The organism is Chitinophaga sedimenti, assembly GCF_023156195.1.
Classification (GTDB): Bacteria; Bacteroidota; Bacteroidia; order Chitinophagales; family Chitinophagaceae; genus Chitinophaga; species Chitinophaga sedimenti.
In genome coordinates this window covers 2,798,196-2,811,379 of the sequence record NZ_JAKUKA010000001.1, presented here as the reverse complement: position 1 = coordinate 2,811,379, position 13,184 = coordinate 2,798,196, and the positions used below count along the sequence as shown (strand labels likewise).

Below are 13,184 nucleotides of genomic sequence, written 5' to 3'. Positions count from 1 at the left end.
ACCTAATCGAATAACATATGCGGACCATTAACGACACGAACAAAGGCGCCGGCACCCTGCTGGCTTTTGCATTGATCCCCCTGTCCGGTTTTGCGCTGGATGTATATATACCCTCGCTGCCGCACATGGCCGAACAGCTGAAGACGACCCCGGCCGCCATCCAGCTTACTTTATCTGTTTATCTCATTGCTTACGGCATTTGCCAGCTGTTTATCGGCGCGCTGCTCGACAGCTTCGGCCGCTATCGCCCGAGCCTGTTCGCACTGCTGTGTTTCAGCCTCAGCAGCTTCGTGATTGCCCGGGCCCATGATCTTTCTACCATTTACCTCATGCGCGCGCTGCAGGGCATCATGGTAGCAACGATCGTGGTGAGTAAACGCTCCTTTTTTGTAGACATGTACAGCGGCGAAAAGCTGAAACACTATACCAGCCTCTTTTCCGTGATATGGGCGGCGGCGCCGATCATTGCACCGTTTATCGGCGGTTACCTGCAACTGCATTTTGGCTGGCAGTCGAACTTCTATTTCCTCGGCTTCTTTGGCCTGTTCCTCTTTGTACTGGAACTCCTGTTCAGCGGGGAAACACTGAAAGAAGCGCATCCCTTCCATCTTCCTGCTATTACCAACACGTACCTGTCCATGATAAAGGCCTGGGATTTCGTGGCCGCGCTGCTGATCCTGGCCCTGGCGTACAGCATGCTGCTCGTTTACAATATGGCCAGCCCGTTCATCATTGAACAGGTATTGCATTACCCGGCATCCGTAACCGGTAACTGCGCGCTGCTTTCGGGCGTGTCTATGATGGTGGGTGGATTGCTTTCCAAGTACTATATCTCCAAACACTTTACCCGTAAAATAACCACGGTGCTGGGGTTACAGCTCACGGCCGCGCTGGTGCTCATTGGCATCACATTTTACGTGCATAATCTGTTTACCCTGCTGGCTTATGTGATGTTGCTGCACATGTTCTCGGGTTTTGTATTCAATACGCTGTTTTCGTACAGCCTCACGCGGTTTACGCATCATGGTGGCAAAGCAAGCGGCCTGGCGGGCGGTGGCTATATCATCTTTACTTCCGCGTTCAGTTACCTCGTAGCGGGCGGACTCACCGTACGTACGCAGGTGGGACTGGGCATCAGTTACGCGGTTCTGACCACCTTGATCCTCATTATTTTCCTCACTACGAAATGGCATGGCGTACCCCGTTATAAAAAGCAGATGAGCGGAATGGTAGCACAGAACAGGTAAACGAAACAATGATAGGTCTGGTCATCCGCACGCGGCGTTTTAAAACACCACAGGCGGATGGCCACGAACCAATGCCAGCCCACTTCTATAAAAAGAATAGCGAGTGCCATGGAATGCTTTGGCAGCTCCGAAAGCGGCACCTGCGTCAGGATTGCACAGTAGTAAATCAGCGGCGATATGAACCCCAGGTAAAGACTTAGCGCCATGCGTGCGCGCTTATCGCCAATGGCCAGCGGCAGCGTTTTACGGCCCATGATACGGTCTCCGGCCTGGTCACGCATATCTTGCAAAGGCAGTCCCAAACCTGCCCATAAACTCAGGAAACCAATATATGCCCAGGTAGAAGGGGAGATGCGTTCCACGATCGCCCATTCGGCGGCCAGGAGCGTTACTGTACCGAGGCTGATACATAACAGGTTCTTTAGCGCCCAGTGATTGGAGAAGCCCCAGTTGCACAACATCCGTGTAATGAGTTGCCAGGCCAGCGCCAGCCATAATAGTCCCATCGGGAGGGCGACCAGCAGGAACAGGAAATTGTAGACGAGCAGGCGCTTTCGCGCGGCGTCCGGCGATATGATGCCAGCCACCAGCGGGCGGTGCGGCTTGTTAAGCCGGTCTTCTTCCACGCCGTTTATTTGATTGGTGACGCAGAACGTGAGGATATACAATAGTGAATACAGCAGGCAGTAGCAGAAATAGAGCGGAAAGATTTGCCAGTCGCGGCCGGCGTAAATCCATGCTGTAATAAACGTGAGGATGCAGGGGATAACCGTATCCCAGATATCGTTGTTGATGAATCGCCAGATGAGCAGCAGTTCGCGGCTGGTAGCGCGGGGCAACGCATGGAGATCGGGTGTCATAGCTAACTTTTTATACGGTATCCTAACTAAGTTAGCCAATCACGCTGCGGTAATAATGCAATCAGGTAATTACTCCGGCGGGAAACAGGTGTTTGATGATGCGCTCGTGCAGGCTGCCGAGGTGTACCGGTTTCTTCAATAACTCATTGGCCCCGGAAGCCATAATGTCGCTCACTTCATCGTCAAATGCGTTGCCGGTCATCACGATCACGGGGATGTGCCGGAAGTCGGGCAGTTCGCGCAGTATGCGGATAAACTCGCGGCCCTGCATGCCTGGCAGTCCATCGTCGCACATGACTAAATGCGGCCGGAAGCCGGGAAGGTATTTCAGGGCGTCTTCCGCGGTTTCAGTGGCCTTTACGCGGGCGCCGATGCGCGAAAAGTGTTTTTGATGGCCTCGCGGGTCATGGTATCATCTTCTACGATAAGTACGCGGTAACCGCCCAGTTGCAGGCGCTGTTGGGGTAACGATGGGCCCGATTGGCGTTCCGGTGCAGGTACCAGCGGAATGGTAAACCAGAAGAGCGTAAAGCCCTGGGTGCTTTTAAAACCGATATCGCCCTGCAGTTGCGCTACAAAGGCTTTGGTGTTGAACAGGCCCAGCCCCGTGCCGGGCAGCTGGTAGTTTCTTTCAGATTGATAAGGTTGAAATAGCTTGCCTACCCGGTCTTCGGGAATAGTGCCGCTGTTGGTGACCACAAACTTCAGCACATCCTGCTCCGCTTTTACTTCCAGCCGGATCGGCACATGTTCGCCGGAATTTTACGGCGTTATACAACAGGTTGTTTAATATCTTTTTCAGCAGGATTTTATCTGAAACGATAAAGGATGGTACGTCTGGCTGCATCTCCAGCAGGATGCTGATCGATTTGCCTTTGGCGATACTGCGGTTGATCACCGTGCAGTCCTGTAAACAATCTGTCAACTTAAAAGAATGTAATGAAACCTCTTCCAGCTGACCCGCTTCTATTTTAACGTAATCCAATTTTTCGTTGATGATTTCAGCAGCCATCTGGCAGGACGTGTTGATCACTTCTATTTCTTCGTCCAGCTCCGCCAGTTCGGGCTGTCGCTGGCGCATGTCCACGATAGCTTGTGCGGCAATAGCAATGGCATTGAGGGGTGTGCGCAGTTCGTGGTTATTTTCGCGGATGAAGCGGGTTTTAGCCATGTTGGCTTTTTTCAACTGCTCGTTCAGTTCCTCTATTTCCTGCCGCGATAAATCGTTCTGTCGTATGGTAAATACGGCGATAAAGGTCATTAGTATACATATGCCCACCCAGCTGCCTGTCTGGATGGTGCCTTCAACGTCGGCGGGTATAAATATCGGGTGGATGAATTCGTACTGGGTATTTAAAAAGAAGATGGCGACGATGGCCAGCGTAGCCGCTATGGTGGCGAGGCGGCTATATCCTTTCCGGTATACTAAAAATGAGGTGGCCGTTAAAAACGTGAGCAGGAATGCAGCCAGTGCTTCAATAGGCATGGCATCGCCCAACATGGCGCCAAAGTACAGGCCGAATACGCAGTGGATAATAAGGGTAGCGGCATTGGCCAGGTAATATTGCTGCTGGCTGTTCAGGGCAATTACGCCAATGAACGCCATGGATTCGAGCAGCACACCTGCCAGGATATAGATTGATTGCGTGAGGGCGGAAAAATACAACCCGATGCAAAGGATCAGGAAACAGGTGGTAAGTGCGAGTGTATTAATCACAATGACCCTCCGCCTGGCATCACGGCCGGATAAGTGTTGGGTGCCGGCCATGATCAGCGATCGTACGGCGAAAACTATGTGGGCGGTAATGGCCATGATATGGTAGCGTGGAAAAAAGCAGTGTTCTGCCTCTTAAAGTTCCGCATAGATCAGGCATCGTTGGGTTAAGCGCTCGTTAACAAAACAAAAGCCCGGCGCAGTGGCCGGGCTGGTATTTAAAGGCATTGTAAGCGTAAAGCATATTCTCCCGGCTGCGTAGGATCGTAGAATACGTAAATCACTCCCTGGTCGCCGAAAGCAATATCGGCATTTACCTCGGAGTCTAATTGGAACAGCAGTTCCATGTTATCGTTCTCCGGCGGATCGAATCCCTGCAGCCATTTTGCATAACCACCTAGTTGTGACTGGTACTGCGGTTCGGCCTCCATGGCTTTTGTTACCGTTTCATAAGGCTCCCAGGGCTCTTCTTCGTTCAATACGCAGGAAAGTTTCTGCGCATCGTACTGGAAGTCGCTCAGGCTTTGCCAGTCAGGTAATGTTTGCTGCGGCGCAAACTTGATCTCGCAATATTTCGCACGCGGCAGCACCGCCGGCTTATCCAGCCGTACCTGTTTTTCCGGGTCGATAGCCGGGTATGTTTTCACCAGCCAGCCCGGGTCTTCTGTATTCCAGGGATTCAGGCGCCAGTCGTAATAGAATTGCAATACTTGTATGTGGGCCGGCAGCTGCAGCGTTCCATCGTTCACCACCGGAAGATGAAATCGAGCGGCGCTCCGTTCTCAGACACAGGCCAGCTTTCACCCTTTTCAAAATAAGGCGTACCGCCAAAATGGGAGCGGAGTTGGGCATCTTCACGCGGACGCATGGGGCTTTGCACGGCAATGCGGGTCGTGTTGCGCAGCAAAGGTTGAACAAGTCGGGTCAGGTCTTCTTTGCTACCAAGGCCCTGTTCCTTTAGTTCGGCCCGGTATTTTTCAAAATGGCTCATAGTTAAATGGTAATGTCTATTCCCCGAATTTAATAAAAGCCAGGGCTATTTGTATAAAAAAGATAGCTCCCGCTACGCACAGGCGACGATCATACTGCTGATATGCGAATGATATTTTACAACCTCTGCAAATTAACGAGGTTGGACACAGGCAGCTGGCAATATATCGTAAACCGACCTCCCGGAATGTTTTTTAATTAGTTTATCCAATTGATAATCCGTAACTTGACTTACGAATATCCCCAAATTATAACCTCAAAATCCAGTCATCTAAACATCACTACAGATGAAAGTTACCAGTCTTGTCCTTAAAGGGTACGATCAAACCGATACCTTTACCGAAGCTGCGTCCAGCGAGCTCCTTAGCCTCAAAAAGTCCATCGTGGTCACCGGCCGTATGCGCGGCATCGCCGGTCAGCAACAGGTGGCGCTCGATCCCAATGATGTGGTGGAACTTGTTTTTGAAGACGATACCACCGGATCTGCGGGCCCGATACGCTTGATGAAGTGTTTCCCGAAGTAGCGCTGCAGGCGCGGGGAACCGACAGCGGCGCGTTTGAACTGCCTATTGGTATTAGTTCGCCGGGGGCGGAACGGGGCCTGTTCGGCAAGGTCCTCATCAAACTGGTGAACGTGTTCACCAAAAAAGCCGTAGCTGTTGAAGTGCGCAAACTCGCGGCCGACCTGGAACGTAAAACATTGGAGAACTTCAGTGGCCTGTACCGGCTCGATGAAAACTTCAAGTTTCAATCGTTCGATGCGTCCAATCCCGATAAGCCTTATTTTGTTTTCCTGCACGGCACCGCCTCTTCGACCAAAGGCTCATTCGGCGACCTGCATAATACAGAAGTGTGGAGTTACCTGCGGCAAACTTACGGCGACAACCTGCTGGCCTTTCAACATGAATCGCTGACGAAAAGTCCGCTCATGAATGCGCTGCAACTCGTGCAGGCGCTGCCGCCGCGGGCCACGTTGCATCTCATGAGCCAGTCGCGCGGCGGATTGATCGGCGATATTATTTGCCGTTTTTGCACCACCGATGATAATGTACGCGGCTTCACCACGCAAAACATCGAACGCCTGCAACAGGAACCCGATCGTAATGTAGACCTGCAAATGATCGAAGCGTTGCGCATGGAGCTGATGAACAAGCAGATCCGGGTAGAAAAGTTTATCCGCTCTGCTTGTCCGGCAGATGGTACCACGTTAGCGTCTAAACGGCTGGATAATGTACTGAACATGCTGTTTAACCTCATCGGCATCGGCACCGCCTGGGCGGGAAGTCCCGTGTACCTGGCGTTCAAAGGGCTTATCTCCAACGTGATCAGTGCGAAGAACGATGTGAAAACCCTGCCCGGACTGGAGGCCATGGACACCCGTTCGCCCTTTATTGAAATATTGAATCATCCCGTTAGCGGGATCGTTATAGATACACCGCTGACAATCATCGCGGGCAACTGTAAAGCGAAATTCAACCTGAAAGCATTGCTGGTGATCGCGAGTAAGTTATTCTTTTTAAAGAAGAATGACCTGATCGTAGATACACAAAGTATGTACAAAACGCCGATGCGCAGCGGGTTGGTGCAGGTATTGTTCGATGAGGGCACCGATGTTGATCACTTCAGTTATTTTAAGAACCATCGCAGCAGGTTATTGATCAAACAGGCGTTGGAAGCAAAACCGAATACGCCCGTAGCCGGCTTTGCACTCAGGTCGCAGGCCGAACAACTGGCACAGGAGCGCAATGCCGCACTGGGACTCGAAGGCGGACAGGTGTTCAAAGACAAAGTGACCGGCAGTCGGCCAATTGCAGTGGTGTTGCCGGGTATCATGGGCACCAATCTATCCCAGGACGATATTCTGATCTGGATTAATTATTTCGGAATCGTGGCGGGTAAGTTGTCGCGTTTAAATATTGATGGGAAGAATATTAAGGCGCATTCACTGGTGCGCACGTCTTATCTCGATTTGTCGCGGCAACTGGAGAAGCAGTATGATGTGGTGACCTTTGCTTTCGACTGGCGGTTGCAGATGAATGAATCGGCGGCATTGTTCAACGCCAAAATACAGGAGTTACTGAAGTACCGGCAACCGATCAAGCTTGTGGCGCATTCGATGGGCGGTGTGCTGGTACGTGATTTTATTATCAATTTCCCGGATACCTGGCAGCAGCTGAATGCGTCCGTGGGCTTCCGGTTATTGTTCCTGGGCGCGCCGTTGGGTGGATCGTTCCGCATCCCGGCAGTGTTGTTCGGCGAGGATGCCATCATCGAAAAGTTAAATAAGGTAGACATTTTTCACTCGAAGAAAGATTTGCTGAAAATATTTGCCAAACTGCCCGGCATCCTCAGCTTGTTACCGCTTACCACCGATGCGGGGAACGACTTTGCGGAGAAATCTACCTGGGAAAATATGCGGGATGCTTATGGTGTGGCCGACTGGCCATTGCCTTCGGATACTGATCGTAAAACGTTCCGCGACTACCGCGATTTTATTAATAAACAGATGCCGGACATTGACTTTACGAATGCCGTATACATTGCCGGCCGCGATAAGCCACACCCAGCGCGTATCGCATCGATGATACCGTCAATGGCAAACAGCTGGTGTTCCTTAGTACGGCGGAAGGTGACCAGAGCGTGACCTGGGATAGCGGGATTCCTAAAAAGATGATCGACGCAAACACCGTGTATTACTCGAATGTAACGCACGGTGGCCTGTCCTGCGACAAAAGCCTGTTCCGCGCTATTGAAGATATTTTATCAAACGGCTTCACCAATCAACTTAGTAAAAACCGGCCCATTGTACGCGGCGATGAAAAGGTATTCCGCATGCCCGACCGCTACGACTTTGATCTGACGCCGGCGGGTATTACCAATACTTTGCTTGGTATAGAACAGGAAGAAACGACGGAAGCAGTTGAAGCGCCGGTGCAGGTAGTGGTATCGAAGGGCGACCTGCGGTACGCTTCGTTCCCGCTGATGGCGGGGCACTTCATGGGTGATGGTATTTTGTATGCGGAGGAGGCCATCAACAGTAACCTGAAAGGTGCGCTCACCCAGCGGCATGCCCTCGGGTTGTATCCAGGTAAAATAGGATCGAGCGAGATCGTCGTGACCAATGAACAAAGCTTCAAAGGGACGATCATCGTGGGTTTGGGAGAGATGAACAAACTGACGGCATACCAGCTGGCGCAAACGGTGGAGCAGGGAATGTCGCGGTATTTGCTGGATTTGAACACCAGGGGGCCGCAGGGGAGCAGTCCCGCGCAGCAACTGAAAGTCATTGGTATATCTGCACTGGTGATTGGCTGCGGATATGGTGGCCTGTCGGTGGAAGAGTCCGTGAAAGCCATTATCCGCGGGATCGTGAATGCTAACGCGAAGATCAGCCGCTTGTACGAAGGCGATGCCCGTTTGATCGAGCATATAGAGTTCGTGGAGCAATACGAAGATGTAGCGTTGGGCACGTATCATGCCGTGCGCCGCATGGAGAATGAAAACGACCGGCTGGTGAATATTTCCCTGGCAGATCGAAAGGTGCAGTGCAAGCCCGGTTTCAGGCAGCGTATCGCGGCTAATTCGTCGGCCGGTTGGTGGACGCGCATCACGGTGCAGGTAGTCGATCACCTGGTGGACAATGTAACGATCCGCGGACTGCTCTTTACCGTGGCGACGGATGGTTCGCGGCAGGAACAGCGGTTCCTGTTAACATCGGTGCAGATCATCAGCCAGCTATTAAAAGAGATTTCTGAGGGTGGTAACTGGACACCATCGCTGGCCAAATCGATCTTTGAATTACTGATTCCGAACGACTTTAAAGAATTGTTGAAGAAGCAGGGTAACACCATGTGGATCGTGGATAAAACCACGGCCGGTTATCCCTGGGAATTATTGCAGGATACGGTGGCAAATGCCCGTCCGCTCTGTGTGAACGGTGGCATGGTACGGCAACTGGCTACACCGGATTCACCGGCCCGTATTACCGCGGTCACCAATAACCAGGCATTGGTAGTCGGCGACCCGGATCTGCGCGGTTTTGTATCGCAACTGCGGGGTGCGCAGGAAGAAGGTAAGCTGGTGGCAGAACAGTTATCGAACAATGGTTATGAGGTGAAACCGCTGATCAACAGTACTGCTTCTGCGATCATTGAAGCAATGTTCAGTAATGAATATAAGATCATTCACCTTGCGGGACATGGGGTTTTCAACGAAGACCCTGCGAAAGGATCCGGCATGCTGATCGGTTACGATACTTACTTGTCCACCCGCGAAGTGGGGCAGATGAGCGCGGCGCCGGAACTGGTGTTCGTTAACTGTTGTTACCTCGGTAAAACGGACGCCGCTACCGAATCGCTGTTCCGCTATCGTTACAAGCTGGCCGCAAACATCGGTACGCAGCTGATCGAAAATGGTGTGAAAGCGGTGATTGTAGCCGGTTGGGCGGTAGATGACGCCGCGGCACTGGAGTTTACGCAGGTGTTTTATAAATACATGTTCGATGGGCAGAGCTTTGGATATGCCGTGCAAGCCGCGCGCGTGCAGGTTTTTGAGAAGTACGGGCATACTAATACCTGGGGCGCGTATCAATGTTATGGCGATCCGTTCTACCGCCTGGTTACCAATCACGATGCATTTAAACGTGGCCCGATAATGTTCGCCATCCCGGAAGAAGCCGTTGTAGCGTTATCTAATCTCGCCAACCGCGTAGAAACCGGCAGTGCCAATCTCGAAGCGGTGAAAGAAGAAATGAAAGAAATCGCTCAGGCGGTAGATGATGCAGATCTCCGCACCGCGGAAATTACAGAGAAGGAGGCGCTGATTTACAGCGAGCTGCTGGAGTACGAAGCAGCTATTTCCAAATATGACGTGCTGGTGAAGATGGAAGATACATCGTTTTCTGTAGCCGCTATGGAGCGTTTTAGCCGCGTGCGTATCGAGAAGTGTATGGCAGATTATAACCTTCCCGCCGCCAGCGCCACCGATCTGCAACATGTGCTGGACGAAGTGATCGGTGACTTGTCCGGCCTGCTTCGTTTAGGCGCCACGGTAGAACGTTACTTGCTGTTGGGCCATGCCACCCGCTATAAAGCGATGTTGAAAGGTGGGCAATCCGAACGCGCGCATGCGCAAAAACTGCGGTTGTACGAAGAATCGGCCTACTACTACTACAAAGCCTGGTCGATGCGCAATAACCCGAACGCGGAAAGCGCGATCGTGCCATTGGTGGAAATGGAACTCCTGTTGCAATTGCTGGTTACCGGCCGTAAATGGGGCTTGGAAGTACAGGCGTCCGGCCATGAGAAATACTATATCCCCGGATGGGAAGTCGTGGAAGAAGCGCTGGTGCGTCGTCGCACATCGCTGGATAATCTCCCTGAATTTAAGCGGGCGTCCGATCACCAGTGTTGCTGGCGGACATTGATCTCTGCGGGTTCCTGGCGTCACATGTGAATACATCGTTTGTGAACATGCTCGAGGCGTATAAGAAGTGTTGGGTACAGGGCAGCAGGAAGCGTAATGCTTATGTGATCGAGCCGCATCTCGACTTTTTGATTGATGCGCTGGGGATGGCGAAAAAGGGGGCCGGCGTGAAGTTAGGGAAAGCGTTGAAAGAGGTGCGGGAGAAGTTGAAGAATTTATCCTGATGATAAAAAAGCCGGTCTTTGTGGGACCGGCCTTGCTATTAAGGCAAACTATATTTTGAAAAGAATTCCCATATCACGTCGTTATTCCTGAAGGCCTGCGACGGCGGATCCGTATCCAATCCCCCGCCACGGCTTTGCCACCGGGCCAGGAGTGTCCGCCATCGTTCGTCAGGTATAATAACACCGGAAGTTTGCATCCGTACATGATGCCCACTTATAAATCGTATACAAAGGATAAGTGGCCACTGTTTGTTTCAGTGCGGTACAACCCGCCCGCGAGGCCACTACGTTGAGGCAGGAGTCCACGGGTACATTGTCTAATCCTGTAAGCAGATAATTTTTGCTTTTGCCTCCCAGGTAACGGGCGTTTTCATCCTGCAAAGAGTGAATATGCATTACCGGGACATTGCGCGCGGGTGTATAAGCCGTTTTCATCTGGAACGCGCCCGCGTTGGGTGCAATGGCGGCAATCTTGTTCGGTATTTCATTGGCCAGGCGGTAACACATCATCGATCCGTTGGAATGGCCGGTGAAGTATACCTTTTTGTTGTTGCCGCGGTAACGTGTGGTCATGGTATCGATCAGCCGGGAAAGGAAACCTACGTCATCCGTGTTTTTATACCGGAATTAGCGCCGCAACAATTGCCGGCGTTCCAGGTGCGTGCTTCCGACGGATTTTCTGCACCTTCCGGGTATACGACGATGAAGCCGGCACTATCCGCCTTGGCATTAAGGCCGGTCAGCGAAGCCATATTAACTGCGGAACCATATCCGCCATGTAAGGCAAATACAACAGGGAAGTGTTGGTTGGACTGATAATAATTTTTAGGTAGGTGTACCGCATAGGTGCGGGTAGTGCCCTGGTGGGCAAAGGATGCGTTGATGTCGAAAGACCCGGTTGCCGGTACCGGGCTTTTGCTGCAGGCGGCGAGGCTGAGCATTGTAACGAGTGAAAGGATAGTAAGGCGCATAAATGATATGTTATCAGTATGCAAGATAAGGCGAAAAAATTTAATCTTTTAATCCGCCCACTATTTCTCTTACCACCTCCAGCCTTGGCAACACCTCCGCCGCATATTTCCCGCTCCATTCCCCGATGGCGAGAATCACCGGCAGTAAGTCGCGCCCTTTATCGGTCAGGCTGTATACCATTTTCTGCTTATGCTCAGGGTCTTTCCGTTTCTTCACCACCTTTTCCGCCTCCAGCATCGCCAGGCGGTCTGCGAGGATGTTGGTGGAGATGCCTTCTTCAGATGACAGTATCTCGTTAAAATGGCGCTTCCCGAATAACAGCAGGTCACGGATGATCAGCAGGGTCCACTTGTCCCCGAACAGTTCCAGCCCGAAATTGAGGGGGCAGGCAGAGCGCATATCTTTCACTTTCTTCACTACTTGCAAATATAGCGCGGTTTTCATTACATTTGTAACTCACTTGCAAAATACAAGTGGTAAATGCTTATCATTATGAAGAGAGTAGTCATAACAGGAATGGGGCGCTTACGCCCATCGGCAACGATGTGCAAACGTTCTGGAATAGCCTGGTGACCGGCGTCAGCGGCGCCGCTACCATTACACGCTTCGATGCTTCCGCCTTCCGTACGCAGATCGCCTGCGAGCTGAAAGGTTTTTCCGCCGAAGGTGTACTCGACCGCAATGAGATAAAACGTACCGATCTTTTTACGCAATATGCCCTGGTGGCCGCAGATCAGGCCATGAAAGATGCCGGGCTTGACGTATCTAAAATGGACCCGTTCGATATCGGGGTCATCTGGGGTAGCGGCCAGGGTGGCATGCAAACGTTCGAGGAACAGGTGACGGAGTATGTAGAAGGCAATCGTGTGCCGCGCTTCAGTCCTTTCTTTGTGCCGAAGCTCATTGCCAACATGGCGTCGGGTATGATCTCGATGAAGTACGGGCTCATGGGCATCAACTATACTACGGTATCGGCCTGTTCTACTTCCAATACCGCCATCATGGACGCGCTTAATTATATCCGGCTTGGCAAAGCCAAAGTAATCGTTACCGGCGGCTCTGAAGCGCCGATTACAGCCGCTTCCGTAGGTGGATTTAGTGCCATGAAGGCCATGTCTGTCCGCAACGACGATCCCGCGCACGCCTGCCGTCCGTTTGATGCCGGCCGCGATGGATTCGTGATGGGAGAGGGCGCCGGTGCGCTTATTCTTGAAGAATACGAACACGCGAAAGCCCGCGGCGCCACTATCTATGCAGAGGTAGCAGGTGCGGCGATGACGGCCGATGCTTATCATATGACCGCCACGCATCCCGAAGGCCTCGGTGCTGCAAAGGCCATGGAGTTTGCATTGAAAGATGCGGGCCTTACGCCGGCGGAGGTGCAATACTTAAATGCACATGCGACGTCTACCCCGGTGGGTGACCTCTCCGAAATTAAAGCCATTACAAGGCTTTTCGGCGATGCGCCTTCGCACCTGAAGATCAGCGCCACCAAGTCGATGACAGGTCACCTGTTGGGCGCTGCCGGCGCGATTGAAGCCATTACGAGCGTCATGGCCATCAGGCATTCCATCATCCCGCCCACTATTAATGTGGAGAACCTTGATCCGGCATTGCCTGCGGGACTCAATATCGTGATCAACAAAGCAGAAGAAAGCAGGGTGGACGTGGCCATGAGCGATACGTTCGGCTTTGGCGGACATAACGGTATCGTGGTATTCCGGAAAATGTAACAAGGATGCACTATTTTTGC

General features: G+C 52.0%; 15 protein-coding genes. 6 read left to right on the top strand and 9 right to left on the bottom strand.

The genetic code is table 11. The features are described from left to right. The first annotated feature begins 17 nt into the window (after positions 1–17). Positions 18–1,247, top strand: coding sequence for an MFS transporter (locus MKQ70_RS16020; RefSeq protein ID WP_248072457.1), 1,230 nt, complete (start codon positions 18–20; stop codon positions 1,245–1,247). Here the strand turns inward: MKQ70_RS16020 and MKQ70_RS16015 are convergent. The 6 genes from MKQ70_RS16015 to MKQ70_RS38610 all read right to left on the bottom strand — a co-directional run bounded on the left by MKQ70_RS16015 (position 1,205) and on the right by MKQ70_RS38610 (position 4,812). Then, entirely contained in the window at positions 1,205–2,107 is a 903-nt protein-coding gene (locus tag MKQ70_RS16015; RefSeq protein WP_248072456.1) for a UbiA family prenyltransferase, read from the bottom strand. The genes MKQ70_RS16020 and MKQ70_RS16015 overlap by 43 nt on opposite strands. A 61-nt stretch (positions 2,108–2,168) precedes the next feature. Continuing rightward, positions 2,169–2,438, bottom strand: a complete 270-nt coding sequence (locus MKQ70_RS16010; RefSeq protein ID WP_248081412.1) for a response regulator — start codon at positions 2,436–2,438, stop codon at positions 2,169–2,171. Positions 2,439–2,464: 26 nt separating this feature from the next. Continuing rightward, positions 2,465–2,818 carry an ATP-binding protein gene (locus tag MKQ70_RS16005; protein WP_248072455.1) on the bottom strand — a complete coding sequence of 118 codons (354 nt, stop codon included), beginning with the start codon at positions 2,816–2,818 and terminating at the stop codon, positions 2,465–2,467. After that, entirely contained in the window at positions 2,739–3,920 is a 1,182-nt protein-coding gene (locus MKQ70_RS16000; protein WP_248072454.1) for a histidine kinase dimerization/phospho-acceptor domain-containing protein, read from the bottom strand. The genes MKQ70_RS16005 and MKQ70_RS16000 overlap by 80 nt, the downstream gene beginning before the upstream one ends. Positions 3,921–4,039: 119 nt before the next feature. Further along, on the bottom strand, positions 4,040–4,573 hold the full coding sequence (locus MKQ70_RS15995) for a DUF1963 domain-containing protein (RefSeq protein WP_308199043.1): 534 nt from the start codon (positions 4,571–4,573) through the stop codon (positions 4,040–4,042). Then, positions 4,567–4,812, bottom strand: coding sequence for a DUF1963 domain-containing protein (locus tag MKQ70_RS38610; protein WP_282456554.1), 246 nt, complete (start codon positions 4,810–4,812; stop codon positions 4,567–4,569). Before MKQ70_RS38610 ends, MKQ70_RS15995 begins: the two co-directional genes overlap by 7 nt. 286 nt (positions 4,813–5,098) lie before the next feature. On the opposite strand from MKQ70_RS38610, the gene MKQ70_RS15990 reads away from it, so the two are divergent. From MKQ70_RS15990 to MKQ70_RS15975, 4 genes are read left to right on the top strand one after another with little or no spacing between them, the layout of a single operon-like run. Further along, positions 5,099–5,335: a hypothetical protein gene (locus MKQ70_RS15990; RefSeq protein ID WP_248072453.1), complete on the top strand. Its 237-nt coding sequence runs from the start codon at positions 5,099–5,101 to the stop codon at positions 5,333–5,335. Next, the gene (locus MKQ70_RS41295; RefSeq protein ID WP_248072452.1) at positions 5,320–7,455 is read left to right on the top strand and encodes a DUF7379 domain-containing protein; all 2,136 of its coding nucleotides are present in this window, start codon (positions 5,320–5,322) and stop codon (positions 7,453–7,455) included. The genes MKQ70_RS15990 and MKQ70_RS41295 overlap by 16 nt, the downstream gene beginning before the upstream one ends. Continuing rightward, positions 7,419–10,265 carry a CHAT domain-containing protein gene (locus MKQ70_RS15980; RefSeq protein WP_248072451.1) on the top strand — a complete coding sequence of 949 codons (2,847 nt, stop codon included), beginning with the start codon at positions 7,419–7,421 and terminating at the stop codon, positions 10,263–10,265. The genes MKQ70_RS41295 and MKQ70_RS15980 overlap by 37 nt, the downstream gene beginning before the upstream one ends. Before the next feature lie 11 nt (positions 10,266–10,276). Continuing rightward, on the top strand, positions 10,277–10,459 hold the full coding sequence (locus MKQ70_RS15975; protein WP_248072450.1) for a hypothetical protein: 183 nt from the start codon (positions 10,277–10,279) through the stop codon (positions 10,457–10,459). A 168-nt stretch (positions 10,460–10,627) separates the two neighbouring features. On the opposite strand, the gene MKQ70_RS15970 is transcribed toward MKQ70_RS15975, so the two are convergent. Genes MKQ70_RS15970 through MKQ70_RS15960 form a run of 3 tightly spaced genes read right to left on the bottom strand, consistent with a single transcriptional unit; the run spans position 10,628 to position 11,875 of the window. Then, entirely contained in the window at positions 10,628–11,032 is a 405-nt protein-coding gene (locus MKQ70_RS15970) for an alpha/beta hydrolase family protein (RefSeq protein ID WP_248072449.1), read from the bottom strand. A gap of 26 nt (positions 11,033–11,058) precedes the next feature. Then, positions 11,059–11,430: a CE1 family esterase gene (locus tag MKQ70_RS15965; protein ID WP_248072448.1), complete on the bottom strand. Its 372-nt coding sequence runs from the start codon at positions 11,428–11,430 to the stop codon at positions 11,059–11,061. Positions 11,431–11,470: 40 nt separating this feature from the next. After that, positions 11,471–11,875 carry a winged helix-turn-helix transcriptional regulator gene (locus MKQ70_RS15960; RefSeq protein WP_248072447.1) on the bottom strand — a complete coding sequence of 135 codons (405 nt, stop codon included), beginning with the start codon at positions 11,873–11,875 and terminating at the stop codon, positions 11,471–11,473. 29 nt (positions 11,876–11,904) lie between these two features. Here MKQ70_RS15960 and fabF point away from each other — a divergent pair, with 29 nt between their 5' ends. Further along, positions 11,905–13,164 carry a beta-ketoacyl-ACP synthase II gene (gene fabF, locus MKQ70_RS15955; protein WP_308199042.1) on the top strand — a complete coding sequence of 420 codons (1,260 nt, stop codon included), beginning with the start codon at positions 11,905–11,907 and terminating at the stop codon, positions 13,162–13,164. Positions 13,165–13,184 lie beyond the last annotated feature (20 nt).